The sequence below is a fragment of the Wolbachia endosymbiont (group A) of Urophora cardui genome (genome assembly GCF_964028435.1).
In the GTDB taxonomy this organism is placed as follows: Bacteria; Pseudomonadota; Alphaproteobacteria; order Rickettsiales; family Anaplasmataceae; genus Wolbachia.
In genome coordinates this window covers 555,935-577,378 of sequence record NZ_OZ034774.1, presented here as the reverse complement: position 1 = coordinate 577,378, position 21,444 = coordinate 555,935, and the positions used below count along the sequence as shown (strand labels likewise).

Here is a 21,444-nt window from a genome sequence, read left to right as displayed (position 1 = left end):
AAAAATGGAAATTATCTTAGCTGAGCCGCGAGGTTTTTGTGCCGGGGTAAAAAGAGCTGTGGACATATTAGCTATTACTTTAGAAAAATACAAAAACAAGTGCCAAGTTTATGTGCTACACGAAATTGTTCACAATAAATATATAGTAGAGGACTTTAAGAGACAAGGAGTGGTTTTTGTGAACAGTATCGAGGAAATTGAAGATAATGGAGGAATACTGATCTTCAGCGCGCACGGAGTGTCAAAAAATATAGAAGATGAGGCAAAAAGAAAGGGTATTCAAGTGATTGATGCAACATGTCCTTTAGTCAGCAAAGTGCATAAAGAGGCAAAAAGGTATGAAAACGGTGGTAAAGAACTAATTCTCATTGGGCATGAAAACCATCCAGAAGTTAAGGGAATTAGAGGAAGAGTAAATAATCCTATCATTTTAGTGCAAACTGTGCAGGATGTACGCAATTTAAAAGTTAAAGATCCAGATAATTTATCTTATGTTACACAAACCACGTTAAGCATCGACGATACCCGTGAAATTATTGTTGCCCTGAAGCTCAGGTTTCCAAGCATAACAGGTCCAGATTTAAAGGACATATGCTATGCAACGCAAAACAGACAAAATGCTGTTAAAAAGCTAGCTGAAATTGTAGACATGGTGTTAGTTGTAGGAAGTAAAAATAGCTCAAATTCAAACCGCTTATTAGATCTGTGCACTGCCAGAGGAAAAAGAGCCTACTTAATTGATAATTACAGCTGTGTGAATAAAAGCTGGTTTCATGGCGTAGAAAAGATAGGAATCACTGCAGGTGCTTCTGCTCCTGACATATTGGTTGATGAATTAATGGACTACCTAAAAGTAAACCTGAGTGTAAAAATTTCAGTGATGCCAGGTGGTATTATTGAAAATGTTCAGTTTAAAATACCGAATTTGGTTTAAAACACAACTTATCTACTAAGCTTCTCTTGAAATCACACAAATCAGCATCTATAGCTAAGACGTCATACCGCGATTCATTAGACTTCTTGCATAACCTTATAACAAACTTTTATTGGGAATAGAAACGAAAAACTTACTTGACAAACTCCGCCAGCCCCCTTATCATGAAACTGAAGGTATTCGGTTATCTTCATCTGTGCAGATTAAACAGCAAAAAAACAACGTAGTTGGCGTCTTATTTTTAATTTTTTGCACTATGTGCACCTTATGTCTTCACAATATTCTGGGTTTTTACCTATATAAGCTGAAACGCGCTTATAAGTCGTTTAAGACAGTATAGTACGCCAATTTGAAGGATTAGAGAGTGAACACTAATTACCACGGGATTTCTTTTGCCTTTTTTTCTGCTTAGTAAATTTCTTAAACATTTGAGATAAGGTGAGTTGCATTTAAAAGCAGCCAAATTGCAGTGTTTAAGACTTAAAAAACGCCAATACTGAAAATAGATATTAACCGGGGCTTCTTTTGCCTTTTTTTCCGTTTGGTAAATTTCTTAAATATTTATAGCTAAACGACAATCGTCATCCCGCTGCTCGTTAGCGGGATCTAGAGATACCGTGACGGTATGACGAGGGAGAACAGTTAGCGGCTGAGATACCGCGAATGAATCGCGTTATGACGTAGGACTGCTGTCATTCCAGTACTCCTTTTTTTGTCATCCCAGTGCTTGACACTGGGATCCAGTTTTCCATATAATCTCATCGAAAACGTTGTATTTTAACGTAAAACATCTATTTTTATGCTTACCAACTTAATAAAATTCCTGGATCCCAGTGTCTGGGCACTGGGATGACACCATTCTTTTTTCTGGATTCCAGACTGGAATGACACCGTCTTGGATGGAAACCAGTGTCAGCTACTTTCATGACACCATCATAAGGTGAAACTGGATCCCAGTATCTGGGCACTGGGATGACAGGAGAAGGGGCTACTGCCGTCATAAAGGAACCAGTGTCAGCTACTCGGATGATACCTTTTTCTACTTAATTTGGGTTATGCAAGAAGTCTATTCGCGTTATCTCAGCATAGATTCCGCTAACGAGTAGCGGAATGATGGTTTTTTAAATCGTCGGTAAGCCTAAGTCAGTTTAGCTATATGCTTTTAATTTCCCCAAAAGGAGAATTAAATATGTGAAATTCTAGTTGATATGATTTAATGAATGGTTAGTTTAAATTACTAATTTATTTAAGAGATTTTAATAATATTTAACCCACTTACTTTTCTATTTTCCATATCACGATGGGCTTGAATTATTTCATCAAATTTATATTTTTTATTGATCCGTACAGTTAAAAGTTTTTTTCTTATCATCTCGAAGATTTCCATTGTGGTAAGCACTAATGTGAATCTATCATGCTTATAATGGTATATTGAGGTTCCAGTTGCAAATAACGAACGTGAACTAAGTAAAGAAAAACTAATAGGAGCGTTACCTGATATCTGCCCATAGGAAACGTATATGCCGAACCTGCCTAAAGATTCAAAAGAGAGCTTGCTTGTAGCGTAACCTATGGGGTCATACACTGCACCTACTCCTCTGTTTTGCGTAATCTCCATAATTTTAGAAACGAAGTCTTTATCATTGTAGTTTATTGCGTATGTACAGCCACTTTGTAAAGCTGTCTTCATTTTTTCATCAGAGCTTACAGAGCCTATCACTACACCTTTTTTATCCTTTGCCCATTGGCATATTATTTGTCCTAAACCACCATTAGCCCCATGAACTAGCACGAAAGCACCAGGCCTAACTTTATAAGATTGATTAACTAAATAGTGAGCTGTCATACCCTTAAACAGCACTGCAGCAGCAACTTCATCAGATATGTCATCTGGAATTTTTATCAGATATTTCTGGTGTATAATGCGCTTTTCACAATATGCCCCTGGAGGAGCTGTGCAATATCCAACTCTGTCTCCAACTTTGAATCCATCACTGATTTTTTTACCAAGTTTTTCAATAACCCCAACTGCTTCCACTCCAAGCACTGATGGTAAATTTTTAATTTTGCGTGTACCTTTTCTGTGCTCTAAATCATAACGATTTAAGCCGATAGTTGTGTGACGTACTAAAACTTCCTCGCCTTTTGGCTCACTTATATTCTTATCTACAAATTCTAATACTTCTGGCCCCCCAGTTTTTTTAATTTGTATAGCTCTAACCATGATGAATGTAAGATAAAAACTTTGATTATGTTATCTAATAATTAATATTTTGCAAAGTTATTGTTTTCACAATCAATAGACTTCTTGCGTTACCTCCTGTCATTCCAGCGCGTGACGCTGGAATCCAGATACGATTTCATCATATAAATCTTTCCATTCTTGATTTGTTTTTTCAATTAAGTTTATTTTCCATTTTCTCTGCCAGCTTTTTAGAAGCTTTTCTTTACTAATTGCTAAATTTATGTCTTGAAACTCCTCAAAGTAGACTAATTTACTAACATTGTACTTTGACGTGAAACCGGAAATGGCTTTGCTTTTATGCTCCCAAATTCGTTTAATTAAATTTGATGTTATACCTATATACAGGGTTCCATTTCGTTCACTTGCAAGTATATAAACATAATAACTTTTCATATATAGTAACCTGGATCCCAGTGTCAAGCACTGGGATGACACCATTTGTTGTAAACTCACTTTTACTCTATGGTTATACTACCTTGCCGCTATCCTGAACGGATACCTTCTTTCAGCTTTGGATGACAATAGGAAAAAGTTTGTTACTTAAGCTTAAAAAACGTGTATGATAGTGTTATTTCGCTCAAATCTTTTGTATTACTATCAAGCATTATCTCAGGATCTATATAGAAAGATACGGGCATAGCAGCTTTTTGTTTTGGTAGCAACATTTGTTCTTCAAAACAAAAGCATGCAACTTTATTAAAATACTTACCTGCTTTGAAAGGCGTAACGTTATATACTGCCATACCAAATGAAAGATGATCAGATAGATTTTTTGCGTAATAAAATGCTAAACTTTGTTCTCCTATGTTTACGTCAACGTAGTTAGTTTCTGATTTAAATTCCCAAGGTAGATCGGACATTATATCAGCATTGAAGTGGACCCTGATTTTTTGGTCAGTTGCACTTATTGTTGCATTAGTTACTTTTCTTGTTGTGCCACCATACCCGGTAGCTTTACAGAAAATGCTATATAGTGGCACCGATGCATATGCAAGACATAGCATCAACACGACTAAAGATATTAAAAAGAAAACTATAGAATTCTTACTACCTTTCCTTAAAAAGGAAAACATCTAGTCCCTATTATTGAACAAGTTAAGTAACCTGAGTAGATTGAGAAATATGTTAATAAAGTTAAAATAAAGATCAGTTGCACCCAGTATTGCCAATTTAGTAGTAGCGACTTCTGATCCGTCGTTATATTTATAATAAACGTCCTTGATTCTTTGAGCATCATACGCAGTCATTAAGGTAAAGACTATTACTGATATGAACGATATTGCAAAGTAGAGAGGACTACTTCCAAGGAATAAATTTACTATGGATGCTATAATTATCCCCAAGACTCCCATAATCAAGAAAGAGCCCATACTTGTAAGATCTCTTTTTGTGGTATTACCATATAAAGCCATAGAGCCAAACATAATTGATGTAATGAAAAACGCTCTTGCTATATTTTCTGCAGTATAAACTATAAAAATATAAGATAAGGAAAGCCCCATTAACACTGAGAACGAGAAAAATATAGTAACGGCAGACTGAGCACTTAGGTGTTGAATTCTATACTGCATATAGATCACCAATGCAGCTGGAGAGAATATTATCACAAGCGACAGAACAGGATTAGAATGAATTACCTGAAAAAGACCAGAAAATACCGTTAGAAACGCAACAAGCCCTGTAACGCCTAAAGCTAAAGCCATGTAATTATATACTTTAGTTAGGTAACTTCTGAGCCCAGCGCTATAATAAACGCCCTGAGAGCGGATATCCTGTTCATTTCTCATGTAAGACATAAATACAACTCCTTTTGTCCATTATTTAACACATTATAATATAAAACCACATTTTTATCAAGTATTTTTATTATAAACAGTTATGCGCTGGCATTTGTTTTAATATAAATAGAATATAGGCCTATTGCTGCTGCATTTGAAACATTTAAGCTGTCAATTACGTTTGACATTGGGATTTTTAAAAGATAATCACAATTTTCTTTAACTAACCTCCGCATTCCTTTCTCTTCAGAACCAAAAATGATTACTCTTTTTTTCTCAAAGCTCTTTATTTCATCTATATTTTCTTTAGCATTGCAATCAAACCCGTAACACCAGTAGCCGACCTTTTTTAAATACTGCATAGTTTTTACTATATTTGTAACGTATATTAGCGGAACAATATCTAAAGCTCCACTTGCTGCTTTTGCAATAGATGCATTTTCACTCGGTGAGTGGTTATGTGGTAAAACCAATGCGTTGACATTAAAACAAGCTGAAGTTCTTAAAATTGACCCAATATTGTGCGTGTCAGTGACTTGATCTAAAATGACTATAGTAGAGCTGTCGTTTGAGCTTTCAGCTACTTCTTCGATGCTTAAGTTACAAAGAATAGGGGCAACATTTAAAGCAATTCCTTGATGGTTAGCACCTTTAGATAAAACGTCATTAAGTATTTTGTTTTCTACTAATCGAACTTTAATGCCCTTACTATTTGCACATTGCCTAATTTCTTTTTCGTGTTCTCTATAGAAATTTTCTGTTGCTAATAGTTCTATACACCGCCTATTTTTATTCTTCAGTGCTGACATGCAGGTGTGCTTTCCATACAGCCAAAAATTCTCATTAGTTTTTGACGATTTCATCGTATTATCGAAAATCTGATTTTTATAGAATAAGCAACATTTTACTATGTTTGGATATTGTTGTAAAATTATACAATTCGATTAATGCGTTTATGTCGGACGATGAGTTGGATTGGCAAAAAAATGTTAAGCCAATAGAATGTGGAAAAGTTACTTTAAAAGTTAATCATAAAGTAAATATAAAGTCTATGGTTGATAAAGGTACCTCCGACTTACAAAGGAATTTTCTTAATACCAATAATGGTAACTCATCATTTTGTCTTGACCAAAACACAAAATCAAAAGTTGATAGGGGTAAATATTTTATAAGCGATAAGCTCGATTTGCACGGCTATAGTATAGAGGATGCTTACTGTAAATTGATAGATTTTATTATCAAAAATTATCGAGCAGGAAATAGATTTTTATTGGTAATTACGGGATACGGCAGTGCAACAAATAAAACAGACACTATAAAGAATAACTTAAATAAGTGGTTAAATGATACTAAAATCCAGCATATGGTTCTATACTACCAGCAAGCTACGAAAAAACATGGTGGTAAAGGGGCTTTTTATGTTTTATTAAAAAGGCTTAGGCCCTATTAGCTGCTTAAGTTTCCTTTTAAGCCTTAATTTTTCTTATATAGCCATATAAAAACCAGTGTTCGGCAGCGCGTTACGCACAATTGTACAAACATTGTAGCCGTTATTCAAGTAGCCCGCAGAAACGAAAAAACTTCCTTGACAAACTCCGCCAGCCCCCTTATTATGACAGTCAGGGTATTTATGACTCAAAACTTGTTTTTGACCTGCAGGCTCAATGACAAAATTCAGTAAAAAACTTAGGGTATTTTTTGGCGGATTACATAAAATTATAGCGGCTGCATGTCTTTTAAATTTTTTCTACATTCAGCCAAAACGCGCTTAAACTAAGCGTCAGCACATTATTACAGCGCCACTTACAGTAATATAGAGTCAAAACTCGCACCACGGGAGTTCTTTGCCTTTTTTTTCATTTGGTAAATTTCTTAATGTTTGTAGCTAAAAGAGCCCAAGAGAGGTGTCATCCCGCTGCTTGTTAGCGGGATCTATGTTAAGAGATACCGCGAATGAATCGCGGTATGACGTAGGAATGAATCGCGGTATGACGTAGGACTGCTGTCATCCCAGTGCCCAGACACTGGGATCCAGTTTTCCATATAATCTCATCAAAAATGTTTATTTTCTAGCTACTTTTATACTTATCAACTCAGTATGCTTACTTACAATTAAAATTCCTGGATCCAAGTAGTCAAGCTACTCGGATGACACCCTCCTGATGGGACCAAATCACAATGTTCGTACAGTTGTGGGCGGTATGACAGCGTTAGCTATACTTTTATACTCACCAACTCAGCATCCAATCAAGTAGTCAAGCTACTTAGATCTGGTGGACTCAAATCACAATGTTCATACAGTTATGCTGTGCCCTATGGTGCGATGTTCTACGAGTTGGGTAACAGGAGGTAATGCAAGAAGTCTAATAGCGCAGCAACACGGAACCCCATGTGAGACCTGCACCTATTGCAATCAGCAGTACCAGATTTCCTGATTTTATTTTTGATTCTTGTATTGCATAGTCTAAGGCCAGTGGAATTGACGCTGCTGAGGTGTTTGCATGCTTATCAACGGTATTAATCACTTTCTCTATAGGAAAATCTAATTTCTTTACTACTGCTTCAATAATACGAATGTTTGCTTGATGGGGAATTAACCAGTCAATATCAGTGATTTTCAAATTATTGCATCTTAGTGTTTCCTCTACTGAGGCTGTTAACTTATCCACTGCATGTTTAAACACTTCTCTTCCATTCATGCATATTTTTCCAGAATCATCAGTAGAGGATACCCCTCCGTTCGTACATAATATGTCCACATTGCCATCAGAGTGTAAGTTTGTTGATATGATGACGCTGCTACCCATTTCCGATTTTATTATCACTGCACCAGCACCATCACCAAAGAGTACACAAGTTGACCTATCTTCCCAGTCAACAATCCTAGACATTATTTCAGCACCAATAACGAGCGCATATTTAATTCTATTGTTAGATTTTATGAGCGAATCAGCAACTGTAACTGCATATATAAAACCAGAGCATGCTGCTTGTACATCAAAAGAAAATGCGTTTTTACATTTTAACTTACTTTGTACAATCGTTGCACAGCTAGGCAAAGTTTTATCAGGCGTTGTTGTTGCAACTATAATCAAGTCAATTTCATCTACTGAAATTTTAGCTTTTTCTATAGCACTTTTTGCTGCATTTACAGCTAGATCTGACGTTAATTCTCCTTCATCTGCTATATGCCTTTGAACTATTCCTGTTCTCTGCCTTATCCATTTATCGCTTGTCTCAACTATCGATGCAATTTCGTTGTTACTCAACGTTTTTCTTGGTAGATAAGATCCAGTGCTTAATATGAAACTTTTATTCAATATGACTTACCCCGTTAATTATCTTTTGATTTAAATTTTCACTAATTGCATTTACTGCAAATTTTATAGCATGGGCAAAAGAAATAGCATCAGAATTTCCATGACTTTTAATGATGATACCATTCAGCCCTAAAAACATAGCTCCACTTCTAATTTTGGGATTAAAATGCGTTAATGCTTTATTTAGTTTAGATTTTAACAATATACCAATAAGCATTTTCGCTATCCACGAGTTGAATACTTCCTGCTTTATTAGATTGATAAAAGTACTAGCGGTTGCCTCAGCTGTTTTGAGCATTACATTGCCAACAAAACCATCAGCAACAATCACATCTATATTACCCTCTAAAAATTCACTTGCCTCTATATACCCTTTGAAATTAATGCCTGGAGCGTTTTTAAGCAACTCAAAAGCGCCGCGCACTGAGTCATTACCTTTAACTTCTTCTGTACCGATATTTAGCAAAGCAACCTCAGGATTGTCAATTTTTAGCGCTACTTTTGCAAATATACTTCCCATTAATGCAAATTGGAATAACGAATCGGCATTACAATCGACATTTGCACCAAGGTCAAGCAAAGCGAAGCTTTTTGTCTTAGTTGGACAGATAGAGACAATAGCAGGACGATAAATATTTGGTAATGTTCCTAAAATAAATCTGGAAATTGCCATCAACGCCCCGGTGTTGCCTGAAGATACCACTCCGAAAGCTTTACCTTCTTTCACTGCAACAATTGCAGCTTTCATACTTGAGTCTTTACGATGTCTCAGCGCAAAAGATGGCTTATCATTTGCAAGGACATTGTCAGAACAATGAGTAAACTCAGAATTGTTACTTACTTTTTTATATTTCAAAAGCAAAGGAGATACTTTTTCCTTATCTCCATAAATATGAAAAAGAACTTTAATGCCTGGGTCAACAAGATTATCCAAAAAAAAACCAGCACCCTGAATTACGGAAAGAGGCGCAAAATCGCCCCCCATAGCGTCAAGTGCAATAACTATGTGATTATTGACCGTAGGTAACATACCATAATAGTCATTCTGCCTGTTGCTTAATGAAAACTCGTTTTCCTTTGTAACTGCCATCTACTGCTACATTGTGAGGCAACATGAATTCTCCAGTTGTTGAACATACCACAACATTCTTAGGCTCAATAGCATGATGAGAACGATGCATATTACGCCTTGACTTCGACTTTTTTCTTTTTGGAACTGCCAAAACTTCCTCCATTCTACTACAAAATTCAATTCATTAATAACATGTTTTTACAAGAAGTAAACAGGGATAATAAAATAAGTAAGGTTTGCTTATGTAATTGAGTCCTATAGCTAAAGTGGCTTAGGTTTACCTACAATTTGAAAAACCGTCATTCCGCTACTAGTTAGCGCCGCGGCGGTATGACGTAGGGAAACCTTTCTTGGGTTAAGCTTTAAATTAAAACATCAAGTATGTTGAACTTAAAACATATCTCAGCTATACTTTGCGATAAAGTTAATAAAAATTTTAATAAAATCAGTAAGACTAACCTCTAGCTAAAATGAATACAAAGTGAGCTTTTTTGATATAAATAGTGTTAGAATAATTGGTAGGTACTTTATCAATTTTTTGTTAAGGCTTGGTAGTGCATTCATATTTTTTATTCAATCTCTATACCACTGCTTTGTGCCACCATATTATTTTAGCAACGTAGCAAAACAAATTATAGAGATAGGCTTTTTCTCTCTGCCAATTGTTGGGCTCACTGGAGTTTTTATAGGAGCGGCGATAGTTTTACAAAGCAGCTTGAGTGACTCATTAATTAACCAAGAGCAGATAATACCCAAACTTGTTACGATCACTATCATTAAAGAGTTAGGACCAGTTTTGATCAGCTTAATAATGGTAGGGAAGGTTGGATCATCAATTGCAGCAGAAATTGGTACAATGCGCATCACCGAGCAAATAGATGCCCTTACAACTTTGAACATCAACCCTTTCAAGTATTTAATTGCACCAAGGATTTTAGCGTCAATCATAGTATTTCCCATACTTACAGTATGTGCAGATCTAATAGGAATATTTGGAGGATGTATCACTGCAGTCTTCGAATTTAACCACAATTTAAATATATACATTAAATACACAGCTCAGTTCTTTAATATGTACGATTTTATTGTTGGGCTAATAAAAGCAATTGCTTTTGGCGCCATAATTTCTGTCTCAAGTTGCTATTACGGTTATCATTGCAAAGAAGGTGCACGAGGAGTAGGTGTTGCTACAACATCAACTGTTGTTTTATCGTCCATACTGATCATTTTAGCAAACTACATGATTACTTTGATACATGCGTAACCCCATAATATCAATATTGAACTTAAGCTTATCTTTTGATGATAGGACAGTACTAAAAGATCTAAGTTTCGATATATTAAAAGGGGAATCATTAGTCATACTTGGCGGCTCAGGAAGCGGCAAATCTGTACTAACAAAAACAATTATCGGCTTGCTTGCTCCAGACTCAGGGTCTGTTAAAATAAATAGTAAAAGCAAAAATAAATTTGGGGTTTTATTTCAAAATTCCGCTTTATTTGACTACGTTACAGTGTGGGAAAATATATCTTTAATTATAAAAAGCGCTTTAATATCAGCAAAAAGGAGGCAAAACAGCTAGCAATCGAGAAGTTAAATGATGTTGGACTGGAGGAAAGCATAGCAGATATGTTTCCAATAGAGCTATCAGGTGGAATGAAAAAAAGAGTAGCACTTGCAAGGGCGATTGCACACAATCCAGAAATCATCGTATTAGATGAGCCAACTTCAGGATGGCTTTGTTGCATCGCTACTTATGAAAGGCTAACTATAGCTAGGATTATAAGCAACCTATTGAAAATCTTGTTTTTTTGCAATCAATCTGATCAAATTTAAGAATAGTAATTTATTATTTATATTAATAAACTTAATTCTATTGAAAATAGCTAAAGCATTGAAATTCTTGAATTTTAGCCGGATTAGTGAGTGGTAGTGAAATTTCTTTTACTCAAATTTAGGTATTCACTGACCGTTCTTGTTATAAATACCAGAATAATAAGCTACTGATATTCTCCATCTTTTTTATCTTTAATCCATCATAGCTAGCGATGCAACAAAGCCCTTCAGGATTGGACCCAATTATGTCAGATATAGTAAACGAGATAATAATAAAATTATCTAAAGATCTTAACACTACAATTATCACGATTACACATGATATTCATAGCGCATTTAAAATAGCTGATAAAATAGCAGTATTACATGAAGGGGAGATCATTTCCCATGGAACTGTTCAGGAAATACAAAATACTAATAACGAATATATAAAGAAATTCATTCGTTATATAAGGTAGCAGACATTGGAATTCGGATTTTTTCAAACTGGATCCTATAGCTGACCCAAGCAACACGTCATACCGCGATTCATTCGCGGTATCTCGGCATAGATTCCGCTAACTAGTAGCGGAATGACGAATTTGTCGTTTTTCAAATTGTCGTAAGTCAGTTTAGCTATATATAGGATGACAGAAATTGTTTGTATTAGCTATATTCAAAAGCTCTATTGATATTTTGCAATATTTGTGATAAAATAATAGCTTAAGGTTGAGAGTAAAAATTTATGAGTGAAGCTCAAGGTCCAAATATTGCAGAATGGCAAGCGCAGCAGCAACACCAAGAGGCTGCTGGTGAGAAAAGTGGTTTTGGTCTTGGTCATAGCGACTCTGTTTCAACAGTCGTGGATGGAATGAAATGGTTGTTCAACTTTCATGAAGGAGCAATTGCTGCTTATAGTAACGTGTTTGAAAGTTTGGTAAGTGGCAGTAGTTTAGTAACACTGTTTGGAAAATCAGGTAATATGTTTGGCATAAAATTTCTTGAAAGCCTTGGAGAACATTTTTCAGGTGGAGGTGGGGAAGATATGCCATCAGAAGGAATGGATATGGCTCATGGTGATGAGGGACCTCACTCAGATGATTACCCTCATGCCAATAATGAAATAGCTCATAATGCTGATGGTTTGCAAGACATGCATGATGCAGGTGATCACCATGGTCAATCTTTTTCACCTGGTCCTTCACCATCTGTTGGCGATGACCACGGACATGAACTTGGTTAAACGCTTAAAAACTGCTGAATAGTATGCGAGAAGACCTAATAAGAAAAGTTGCTATTGTTGTGAGTTTGTCTTAGTGAAAAAGGTTTCAGTTTTAGGATCAACAGGAAGTGTTGGAAAAAAGACTGTAGATTTGCTCTCAAGGAGAAAAGAAGAATACCAAGTGGAAGCACTAAGTGCCCACTCAGACTTTGCTCTACTGGCACACCAAGCAAAACTGCTGAATGCAAAATACGTTGCTATCTCCGATGAAAGGTTTTACAAAGATTTAAGAGAAAACCTACTTGGTACAGATGTAAAAATAGCAATTGGCGCTGAAGGTCTAGTAAATGTTGCTTCCCTACCCGTTGATCTCTCAGTTATTGCAATAGTTGGTATCGCAGGCCTTGGGCCAGTTATAGAAGTCATAGAAAGTGGCACTAAAGTCATTGCACTAGCGAACAAAGAAAGCATTGTTTGCGGTGGAAAGTTATTACTTAAAAAAGCTAAAGAAAAAAACGTACAAATAATCCCTATTGACTCTGAACACAACGCAATTTTTCAAGTTTTGCAAAATGACGACAAATGCGTAGAAAAGATCATACTTACTGTTTCTGGTGGACCATTCTTAAACTATAGTTCTGAGCAATTAAGAAATGTCACGGTAGATCAGGCGCTTAGTCACCCCACTTGGAATATGGGAAGGAAAATCTCAGTTGATAGTGCAACAATGATGAATAAGGCACTAGAGATAATAGAAGCACATAACTTGTTTAACATCAGCCCGGATAAAATTGAAGCAATAGTGCATCCTGAGTCAATAGTACATGGAATTGTAACTTATAAGGATGGGTTCAACTTTGCTGTGCTTGGAGAAACTGACATGGCAATTCCTATTTCATATGCTTTGTCTTGGCCGGAAAGATCAGCTTTAAATCGTAAATTAGATTTAACAAAGCAAGGAAAATTGACCTTTCAAGAACCAGACCATAAGCGTTTTCCTGCGCTAAAGCTTAGCATGGCAGTGTTAAACTCTTCTGCTCCACAAACAAACAGTATTGTGCTCAATACTGCAAATGAAATAGCTGTTAATGAATTTTTGAAGTCACGAATTGGCTTTTTAAAAATAGTAGAGGTAGTGGAATCAACAATGGAAAGTTTTGATAGTTACACTGATATTAATTCACTATCTGATATAATAAATATTGATTGTGAAAGTCGTATTATTGCTAATAAAATTGTTGAAAGTAAAGTTGTTGCGTATAGCTAGAGTAATGTAACCAGACTGCATTCTGTGATTTTAGCAAAACACGATCTTTCATTTGAGCTTTCTTCAATTTAAAATAAATACAGAAACTAGCTATCTTCAAAAATATGGTTGAATAATTGTATCCGTTCAGGCAATGGCATCAACTTAAGGGATGTTAAGGAGTAAAATACTACAAGAGACAGCACTTTTGTTTCTATTTTATTGCAACAAAAAAGTTTAAAATGTGTCATTTTTAGGTGAGGCATGCAAAAAGGAAAAGATCTTATCTTACAAATTAAAAATGCAATATACTCGAAAACTTTTCAGAAAATCCATTGTGTTGAGTTTTACACGAACAAGAAAACTTCTTTTTTCGACAGTATTTTCTATAGTTAGTTAAAAAAAGTTTGGGAATAGAATGTGAACTTATGGAGCCATTGACATGTACCCTCAAAGCAAGCTTTTTCTAAAGCAAGGTATAAGATTTGCCATACAGGCTTTCAAGAATTTAAGCATCCAAACAGCCTATCAGGATGAACCTGAGTTGGAGAGGCTATAGACTTATTGCAGCAGATGGTTCTGGTATTCAGCTCTGAGGAAATTGTATCCGAGTTTGAACCAAATGGAACAACAGGCACCATTGGCAATTTGTTTGTTGATTTGTGTACTTCGCTGATTTGTAGTGCTCGTTTTACGGCTTGGAATATAGGTGAACAAACGTTGGCGGAAGAGCAATTACCCGAAGTTATCACTCAAATGCGTTCATTAAATCAAGAGAAATTATTATTTATCTATGATCGTCTTCAGTAAAATTCATTCAGCAGCATGATGATTTGGAAGTAGATTTTATTTTTCGCTTGCAAAAAAGAAATTATAGCAAGCTATGGGAACGCTGGCGAATTAGATTTTGATTTTATATTGGAAAATGAAAAGCTAAAAAATAAAATGAAAGGACAGAAAGTAAGAGCTAACATTAGCCAACGGAGAAACAGAGTTTTTGATCGAGACTTTGGAGTAAAGCTTATGTATTAAGGTGGCACATAGAGGAGTGCTATAAACGACTCAAAGTAGGAGCAGAGTTAGAGAATTTTTCTGGAGAGGCTGTATGGCTTTGTTGCATCGCTAGCTATGATGGATTAAAGATAAAAAAGATGGAGAATATCAGTAGCTTATTATTCTGGTATTTATAACAAGAACGGTCAGTGAATACCTAAATTTGAGTAAAAGAAATTTCACTACCACTCACTAATCCGGCTAAAATTCAAGAATTTCAATGCTTTAGCTATTTTCAATAGAATTAAGTTTATTAATATAAATAATAAATTACTATTCTTAAATTTGATCAGATTGATTGCAAAAAAACAAGATTTTCAATAGGTTGCTTATAATCCTAGCTATGGTTAGCCTTTCATAAGTAGCGATGCAACAAAGCCAGGCTGTATTACAAGAATTTTGGGCAAACTTGGTCATGTGCAATATATTATCGCTTCATATGTGTGATGCACAAGGGCCTTCCCAGATCAAATTGCTGAGAAATTTTTCAGTTTTATTTGGTGTGATTAGGCAATCAAGTGCTTGTTGCACCAAAAAACTTTCAAGCCCTTTTTAAGTATACGCACTAAAGTTAAGATCCGACCGGGAAGATTGTATAGCCGCGATAAAGTAGATAAGCCTAAACGCCATCATGTCTTTAGGAGAGTTTGCTAATGTATGCTCTTAAGTTGACGCCATTGACTGTTCTCCCTCGTCATACCGCCGCGGTATCTCTAGATCCCGCTAACAAGTAGCGGGATGACGGGGTTATCGTCATGCCACCGCAGACCGTCATACCGCCGCGGTATCTCATCAGCTAACAAGCAGCGGGACGACAGCAGTACTACTTCATACTACCGCAAACCGTCATACCGCCGCGGTATCTCTAGATCCCGCTAACAAGTAGCGGGATGACGGTTGTCAGGCTAGCTGTCATCCCAGTGCCCAGACACTGGGATCTCATTTTACTCTATAATGGCAGTGCCTCTATGATGTAAGGAATCCAGTTTTTATGCAATCTCATCAAGAACGTTGTGTTTTAACGTAAGGTTGGCTACTTTTACACTCACTAACTTAGCTGGATCCCAGTGTCTGGGCACTGGGATGACGAGAAAGGAGCACTGGAATGACACCCTCCTGATGGGCCCAAATCACAATGTTCGTACAGTTGTGGGTTTAGTACGCCTTATAATTCTCAAACTGCTGTTCCGAATTAGAATTATTAAATTTACTATAAGGAGGAGAGTAAGGAGGAGGTGGTCCATAATTCCTAACTGCTTCTTTAGCCTTCTCAATATTATCTGATTCTTTCTCATGCTTCATATGAAAAGCTAAACCACCAGCAAAACATACGAGAGAATTAACGCCAAGGATAACTAAACCCCACACTGGTAACACTGGATAAACAGCACAAGCTACCAAAGCCGCTAAAGAAACAGCGCCAACCGCAAATTCTATATTCCTAAGCATCTTAAGCTTATTATCAAGATAATCTATTTTTTCTTCTTTTCTAGCCGCTTTTCTGCTGCTGTTATACCAAAAACACATACCAGCATGGAAAGCAACACACACAACTGCAGCTACCATACCTAAAGCTAATAGCTTTCTACTGTCTTCCGAGTCTTTTTTCTTATCTTCTCTGCTTTGATGGCTACCACTACTGAAACCAGGGTTATTTATAACTGTAGTATGACCACCAAACAGGCTGCGAAGTAGTAAATAATCCCAAAAATCTAAACCTCTATCATTGTGTACATGTACGTGTGTAACCTGAGGGCCTGTAGGTTGCCTGTTATTCCCTGCGTTATATTGATTATTTCTGCTTCCTGTATCGTGCCTATTGCTTGAATTTGGATGTGTAAATTTTTCATACGCATTTTTAAAATTCTCCTCACTCCAATTTGTGGTGTTTTGCGTATTACAAAATTGTAAAAACTCTTTAACATTACTGTTACTACCAGATTTTTTTATATAGGCTAACGCATACCTTTTTAAAACACTATCACTTGCTACCATAAATACCCTCTTAAGTTAAGACTAAATTAATAAATACTTATTATAACAAAGTAACGTCTTCTTGTCAAATCAACCATAACTTAATACCCAGTTAATATCCTTTCCACCAGCTCTTTTACTGTCGGTACGTAGCCATTCTCATAAAACGGATCTTGCTTAAATTTGTACACATTGTGCCCGGAAAACATGAGTTCATTTTCAATATCGCCGTCATGTATAATGTTTTGCAGTGTTTTTTGTATACAAAAACTCCGTGGATCTGGCTTTCGTCCTGTTGAATGGTCGCCGTGATCCTTCCAATTGCTAAACAAACAATGACTTAAGCATCCCATACAATTGATTTGATCTTGTCTTATCTCTGCAAATTTGCCTGGCGTCACAAAAATAACAGTTGTATCTGGAGTTTTCATTGCTTCTGTATACCCTGCTTTAGTCCATGTATTTGCCAGCTCTTTGTCTTTTGAAGTAAGGTAGATCTTCCTACCTCTGCTACCCATTGCAAATTCACTACTAAATTCTTCGCTGGCATTTTCTGAAAACTTTATTTGACGTGAATTCCGTTTCTGCAACTCACGTATGAAGTTATTTTTTACTGCAGATGAGTAAAACCCTGTTGGACTGAATTTATTTAAAAATACATCACCTTCTTCTAAAGTGAGTAGCTTCTTTTTCCACTCTGCAGAAATTGGGCTTTCTTTCGTCAAAAGTGGACGAGTGCCAAACTGAAAAGCTATTGGTCCAATTTGCAGATTGTCAAACCAATGTTCCCAATCTTTCAAATGCCACACTCCTCCTGCCATAACAATTGGTGTTTCTGAAAGACCGATCTCGTTCATGAAAGATCTAAGCTCTGCAACTCTTTCAAATGGAGCCTGTGGTAGCTCTGGGTCTTCACTGTTACTGAGTCCATTGTGCCCTCCAGCAAGCCATGGATCTTCATACACTACTCCACCAAGCAAACAGGAAGATATTCTTTGGTAAGTACGCTTCCATAATGCTTTAAAAGCACGCACCGATGAGACAATAGGGTAATAATAAACCTGATATTTAGCTGCAATTTCTCCAAGCCTATAAGGCATACCAGCACCGCAGGTAATACCATGAACTAAGCCTTTTGCTTTTTCTAATATGCCATGAAGCACGCGTTCTGCTGCTCCCATCTCCCAAAGCACATTCATATGTATTCTTCCATGACCTTTTGATATTTCATTCGCTATTTTTGCCTGACTGATTCCAGCTTTAATACTATACTCAATCAATTCACTGTGTTTTTCATTTCTTGTTTTGCCTTTGTAAATCAGCGGCACTAACTCACCATTATCATCAATAAGCTTAGCATTTGCACCAGAAAACGTACCCACAGCATCTGCTGCAGCAAATGCTCTACTTGACCTTCCATCACTGATTGCGATGCCTTTGCCGCCCTCAATGATTGGCCACACTTCCTTTCCTGAAATTACTATCTTTTTTATCTTATTTTTCAAAACTTCCTCGCAATCTTTCACTCTATTTTACTTAATTACTAAAAAAATAATAGCTGTTTATTTTTTCTTTTATCATCAGAGCCTCTGCATAGCCAAATTTGGGTTGGCTTTGTTGCATCGCTACTTATGAAAGGCTAACTATAGCTAGGATTATAAGCAACCTATTGAAAATCTTGTTTTTTTGCAATCAATCTGATCAAATTTAAGAATAGTAATTTATTATTTATATTAATAAACTTAATTCTATTGAAAATAGCTAAAGCATTGAAATTCTTGAATTTTAGCCGGATTAGTGAGTGGTAGTGAAATTTCTTTTACTCAAATTTAGGTATTCACTGACCGTTCTTGTTATAAATACCAGAATAATAAGCTACTGATATTCTCCATCTTTTTTATCTTTAATCCATCATAGCTAGCGATGCAACAAAGCCATTTGGGTTTTGAGTAGACACAGCAGCTACTGTAATATAGTTTCGAAAGAAGTCTAATGTATTTTGCTATATGATCATAGGTCTAACAGGCGGAATTGGGGTAGGAAAGAGCTTTGTAGCTAATTGCTTTCAAGAGTTTGGTGCTGCTGTGTTTGATGCTGATTCTGTTGTACACCAACTTTATAAAGTGGATAAAAGCATAATAAGTTATGCAGAAAAAAATTTTCCTGGAGTGGTAGTAAATGGTGAAATAGGTAGAACAGTACTGTCTAAATATTTCTTAGCCTACGATGAAAATTGGAAACAATTTCAATCTTTGGTTCACTCTGCTGTGCTGCGTGAATCAGAATTTTTTATTGCCAAGGAAAAAAAGATCGATAGAAAGCTTTTAGTTTTAGATGTGCCACTTCTATTAGAAACAAAATTTCATTCATACTGTGACCTTATTATTTTTATCTATGCAGATAGCGTTGTGCAAGCTCAAAGACTTAACGAACGCAACATAGATAAAGAAAAGCTAAATTTAATCTTCAATGTTCAGTTATCTATTGAGGAGAAAAGGAAGATGAGTGACTTTATTATCGACACCAGTGTAAGCAAAGAGTATGTTTTTTCTCAAATAAAAAAAATAGTGGATTCATTAAACCTCAACACGTAGCTCTACGTCATACCGTCACGGTATCTCTTATACCAAACTTCGTTATTGGGAAGACAAATAGAATATACGATAAATTCACTTAAACCTCCAGTTATAGGCGGAAAGCACTCTTTTTCATTTGTCTCATTATTATTGAGAATTGGTATTAGCATAGATCCCGCTAACAAGCAGCGGGATGACGAAGTTATCTTCATACTGCCGCGAACCGTCATACCGCGATTCATTCGCGGTATCTCTAGATCCCGCTGACAAGCAGCGGGATGACGAGGTTATCTTCATACTGCCGCGAACCGTCATACCGCCGCGGCGCTAACAAGCAGCGGAATGACGATTGTCGATAAATCTAAGTTACTTTAGCAACAGTTATTCTCCACTAAATTACTCTGAATTTTGGTTATATTATTTGCGGATTTCACTGCTGAAATCTCAAATTTTGAGCTTGTGTTCAAAAATGATTCAACTGACCTGCCAAAAAAATCGTATCTCCACCCCTTGAATAGTTTATCTATCTGCCCAGATATTGACCCGGTTAACTCATCTTTTGAAGAAACTAATTTCCTTGATATGTTACTTTCTTTACATTTACTATCTAAAATAATTGAGAGTATATCGAATACAGATTTGTCATAATTATTCGGTAAGATGTTGTTTTGCTGCATCCAATTTTTTTCATTTTCATTAAAAATATTCACAAACTCTAGTAAATCTGCATCTTTTATATTTTTTGCATTCCTCTTGAGATCATCTAAAATCTCATCAACATGCTCTACATTTTTTTCAATAAAACCAGCTATTACAGCATTATTAATTACTTTATTACGATTCATATTATAGCGCTGTGCTAAGGTCTCTTGCCATTCACTAACTGCTTTAACAGTTAATACCAATCTTGGATTTGCTTCATAATTAAATTTAATTCTCTTCCATGCATCTTTTGGACTATGTAAATACTTATTTATATTAACTATTGATTCCATCTCTTCTTGAAACCAACACATCCTATTATTTTCTTCAAGTTTATTGCACAATATTTGGTATAAGTCATATAGGTGTACCACGTCGTTTATTGCATAGTCTAACTGATCCTCGGACAACGGACGCCTTAACCAATCTGAATTTTTAGCTTTAATTTTATCCAGCACTACTCCTTGATATTGCTCTACTACTTTTGAGTAACCAATAAAGTCATGATAATAATGACAAAACATAGCGGCAACTTGGGTATCAAAAATGGGAGTGGGAATACATTTAAACACAGTGAGTAAGGATTCTATATCCTGCCGGCAGCTATGAAACACTTTGGTTATCCCCTGATTTAGCATTATTTTCTTAATGAATGATAAATCAATTTCTGGCACTAATGCGTCTACAATAAAACTCTTCTCTCCGTAAGAAATTTGAATTAACGATAATTTTGGGTAGTAGGTTAAATTATTTCTAATGAACTCCGTGTCAACTGCTATAAATTTCGGCTTTTTTGCTATTAATTCTTCACACGTATCTTCCAGCTCTGATGTTGTACTAATTAGCATATATTTTTCACTTGGTGGTTCTACTTTATCTGACCTTACCCAGAAAAAGTAGAGAGAAAGTTAAGACGTTTTTGTCATGAGAATGATGCATCAAATTGTGCAGGAATGCAATAATTAATAGTAGAATGCCTACGTTGTTTGTTATAAAAGATTTCTATGTATTCAAATATGGCAGTTCTGGTTTGTTGAGCGAGAAGTATCAATAAGCAGCTCCCTTTTGAGTGAACTTTTCTGCAACAGAGTTATCGTAACAACATCCCTTATGGCTCATGCTGGAAATGATGTTTTTTGTATTCAATAGAAATTGGTAATTTTGAGAGGTATACTGTGACCCTTGATCGCTATGTAACAGCAGATTTTTATCGGGTTTGCGCTTATTAACGGCCATCAATAAAGAGTCAACAACCAATTGTTTATTTATTGAACTGCTCATTAACTACCATGCGTGAATATAGATCCTGCCAAATATAGTCATCCTTCTTTGGTTTTTATATAAGTAATCCCATATTTTATTTGGTTGATCGACAATAAAGTTTTGGTCTAATATATTGAGAGCTACGACTCTATTGTCCGTTTGTTGCTTCTTAGTTTTAAATTTTCTTCTCAATATAGCCCGAATACCATTTTTCTGCATAACACTTTGTACTGTTTTAATTTT

22 protein-coding genes and 2 pseudogenes are annotated in these 21,444 nt (G+C 35.9%); 10 read left to right on the top strand and 14 right to left on the bottom strand.

Translation table 11 applies throughout. From position 1 onward, the window contains the following. Positions 1 to 4: 4 nt before the first annotated feature. Positions 5 to 934 (top strand): 4-hydroxy-3-methylbut-2-enyl diphosphate reductase, encoded by a 930-nt coding sequence (gene ispH / locus ABWU38_RS02835; protein WP_253310009.1) that lies wholly within the window; start codon positions 5 to 7, stop codon positions 932 to 934. Positions 935 to 2,180: 1,246 nt separating this feature from the next. On the opposite strand, the gene ABWU38_RS02830 is transcribed toward ispH, so the two are convergent. The 5 genes from ABWU38_RS02830 to rlmB form a co-directional block, all read right to left on the bottom strand. After that, positions 2,181 to 3,158, bottom strand: a complete 978-nt coding sequence (locus ABWU38_RS02830) for a quinone oxidoreductase family protein (RefSeq protein WP_265016719.1) — start codon at positions 3,156 to 3,158, stop codon at positions 2,181 to 2,183. Between the two features lie 99 nt (positions 3,159 to 3,257). Then, a complete protein-coding gene (locus ABWU38_RS02825) occupies positions 3,258 to 3,572 on the bottom strand; it encodes a GIY-YIG nuclease family protein (protein WP_253307275.1) in 315 nt (104 codons plus the stop codon). Between the two features lie 143 nt (positions 3,573 to 3,715). Then, on the bottom strand, positions 3,716 to 4,252 hold the full coding sequence (locus ABWU38_RS02820) for a cytochrome c oxidase assembly protein (protein ID WP_253307274.1): 537 nt from the start codon (positions 4,250 to 4,252) through the stop codon (positions 3,716 to 3,718). Further along, positions 4,253 to 4,975 (bottom strand): Bax inhibitor-1/YccA family protein, encoded by a 723-nt coding sequence (locus tag ABWU38_RS02815; protein WP_353272440.1) that lies wholly within the window; start codon positions 4,973 to 4,975, stop codon positions 4,253 to 4,255. It abuts the gene before it with no gap. 80 nt (positions 4,976 to 5,055) lie between these two features. Continuing rightward, on the bottom strand, positions 5,056 to 5,820 hold the full coding sequence (rlmB, locus tag ABWU38_RS02810) for a 23S rRNA (guanosine(2251)-2'-O)-methyltransferase RlmB (RefSeq protein WP_253307272.1): 765 nt from the start codon (positions 5,818 to 5,820) through the stop codon (positions 5,056 to 5,058). Positions 5,821 to 5,912: 92 nt separating this feature from the next. Here rlmB and ABWU38_RS02805 point away from each other — a divergent pair, with 92 nt between their 5' ends. Further along, positions 5,913 to 6,407 (top strand): Smr/MutS family protein, encoded by a 495-nt coding sequence (locus tag ABWU38_RS02805; RefSeq protein WP_353272819.1) that lies wholly within the window; start codon positions 5,913 to 5,915, stop codon positions 6,405 to 6,407. A 913-nt stretch (positions 6,408 to 7,320) separates the two neighbouring features. Here ABWU38_RS02805 and ABWU38_RS02800 read toward each other — a convergent pair. The 3 genes from ABWU38_RS02800 to rpmF are packed head-to-tail and all read right to left on the bottom strand — an operon-like array spanning position 7,321 to position 9,500. Then, positions 7,321 to 8,277: a beta-ketoacyl-ACP synthase III gene (locus tag ABWU38_RS02800; RefSeq protein ID WP_264688027.1), complete on the bottom strand. Its 957-nt coding sequence runs from the start codon at positions 8,275 to 8,277 to the stop codon at positions 7,321 to 7,323. Then, positions 8,270 to 9,307: a phosphate acyltransferase PlsX gene (plsX, locus tag ABWU38_RS02795; RefSeq protein ID WP_353272818.1), complete on the bottom strand. Its 1,038-nt coding sequence runs from the start codon at positions 9,305 to 9,307 to the stop codon at positions 8,270 to 8,272. The genes ABWU38_RS02800 and plsX overlap by 8 nt, the downstream gene beginning before the upstream one ends. A gap of 10 nt (positions 9,308 to 9,317) precedes the next feature. Continuing rightward, a complete protein-coding gene (gene rpmF / locus ABWU38_RS02790; RefSeq protein WP_010962967.1) occupies positions 9,318 to 9,500 on the bottom strand; it encodes a 50S ribosomal protein L32 in 183 nt (60 codons plus the stop codon). Positions 9,501 to 9,830: 330 nt separating this feature from the next. On the opposite strand from rpmF, the gene ABWU38_RS02785 reads away from it, so the two are divergent. From ABWU38_RS02785 to ABWU38_RS08405, 7 genes and pseudogenes are all read left to right on the top strand, one after another. Beyond that, positions 9,831 to 10,613, top strand: a complete 783-nt coding sequence (locus ABWU38_RS02785; RefSeq protein WP_264731954.1) for an MlaE family ABC transporter permease — start codon at positions 9,831 to 9,833, stop codon at positions 10,611 to 10,613. After that, positions 10,606 to 11,084: pseudogene (locus ABWU38_RS02780) on the top strand (ABC transporter ATP-binding protein); the annotation flags it as partial. The gene ABWU38_RS02785 and the pseudogene ABWU38_RS02780, both read left to right, overlap by 8 nt. A 314-nt stretch (positions 11,085 to 11,398) precedes the next feature. Then, the gene (locus tag ABWU38_RS02775) at positions 11,399 to 11,644 is read left to right on the top strand and encodes a hypothetical protein (RefSeq protein WP_410542152.1); all 246 of its coding nucleotides are present in this window, start codon (positions 11,399 to 11,401) and stop codon (positions 11,642 to 11,644) included. A 266-nt stretch (positions 11,645 to 11,910) separates the two neighbouring features. Then, entirely contained in the window at positions 11,911 to 12,408 is a 498-nt protein-coding gene (locus tag ABWU38_RS02770; RefSeq protein WP_264688024.1) for a hypothetical protein, read from the top strand. Between the two features lie 73 nt (positions 12,409 to 12,481). Beyond that, positions 12,482 to 13,654: a 1-deoxy-D-xylulose-5-phosphate reductoisomerase gene (gene dxr / locus ABWU38_RS02765; RefSeq protein ID WP_353272439.1), complete on the top strand. Its 1,173-nt coding sequence runs from the start codon at positions 12,482 to 12,484 to the stop codon at positions 13,652 to 13,654. A gap of 243 nt (positions 13,655 to 13,897) precedes the next feature. Next, positions 13,898 to 14,730 (top strand): annotated as a pseudogene (locus ABWU38_RS02760) (transposase); the annotation flags it as partial. 323 nt (positions 14,731 to 15,053) lie between these two features. Beyond that, positions 15,054 to 15,242: a hypothetical protein gene (locus ABWU38_RS08405; protein WP_410542151.1), complete on the top strand. Its 189-nt coding sequence runs from the start codon at positions 15,054 to 15,056 to the stop codon at positions 15,240 to 15,242. 599 nt (positions 15,243 to 15,841) lie between these two features. Here ABWU38_RS08405 and ABWU38_RS02750 read toward each other — a convergent pair. Then, positions 15,842 to 16,681, bottom strand: a complete 840-nt coding sequence (locus ABWU38_RS02750; RefSeq protein ID WP_353272438.1) for a hypothetical protein — start codon at positions 16,679 to 16,681, stop codon at positions 15,842 to 15,844. Between the two features lie 80 nt (positions 16,682 to 16,761). Beyond that, positions 16,762 to 18,165, bottom strand: a complete 1,404-nt coding sequence (locus ABWU38_RS02745; protein ID WP_353272437.1) for an NAD(P)H-dependent flavin oxidoreductase — start codon at positions 18,163 to 18,165, stop codon at positions 16,762 to 16,764. Between the two features lie 501 nt (positions 18,166 to 18,666). On the opposite strand from ABWU38_RS02745, the gene coaE reads away from it, so the two are divergent. Continuing rightward, positions 18,667 to 19,254, top strand: a complete 588-nt coding sequence (gene coaE / locus ABWU38_RS02740; RefSeq protein WP_353272436.1) for a dephospho-CoA kinase — start codon at positions 18,667 to 18,669, stop codon at positions 19,252 to 19,254. 353 nt (positions 19,255 to 19,607) lie between these two features. On the opposite strand, the gene ABWU38_RS02735 is transcribed toward coaE, so the two are convergent. The 4 genes from ABWU38_RS02735 to ABWU38_RS02720 all read right to left on the bottom strand — a co-directional run bounded on the left by ABWU38_RS02735 (position 19,608) and on the right by ABWU38_RS02720 (position 21,420). After that, on the bottom strand, positions 19,608 to 20,786 hold the full coding sequence (locus tag ABWU38_RS02735) for a ribonuclease D (protein WP_253307194.1): 1,179 nt from the start codon (positions 20,784 to 20,786) through the stop codon (positions 19,608 to 19,610). A gap of 74 nt (positions 20,787 to 20,860) precedes the next feature. Next, positions 20,861 to 20,989 (bottom strand): IS3 family transposase, encoded by a 129-nt coding sequence (locus tag ABWU38_RS02730; protein ID WP_353270857.1) that lies wholly within the window; start codon positions 20,987 to 20,989, stop codon positions 20,861 to 20,863. Beyond that, positions 20,986 to 21,219: a DDE-type integrase/transposase/recombinase gene (locus ABWU38_RS02725; RefSeq protein WP_253307195.1), complete on the bottom strand. Its 234-nt coding sequence runs from the start codon at positions 21,217 to 21,219 to the stop codon at positions 20,986 to 20,988. The genes ABWU38_RS02730 and ABWU38_RS02725 overlap by 4 nt, the downstream gene beginning before the upstream one ends. A 3-nt stretch (positions 21,220 to 21,222) precedes the next feature. Continuing rightward, positions 21,223 to 21,420: a transposase gene (locus ABWU38_RS02720; RefSeq protein WP_264688017.1), complete on the bottom strand. Its 198-nt coding sequence runs from the start codon at positions 21,418 to 21,420 to the stop codon at positions 21,223 to 21,225. Between the last annotated feature and the right edge of the window lie 24 nt (positions 21,421 to 21,444).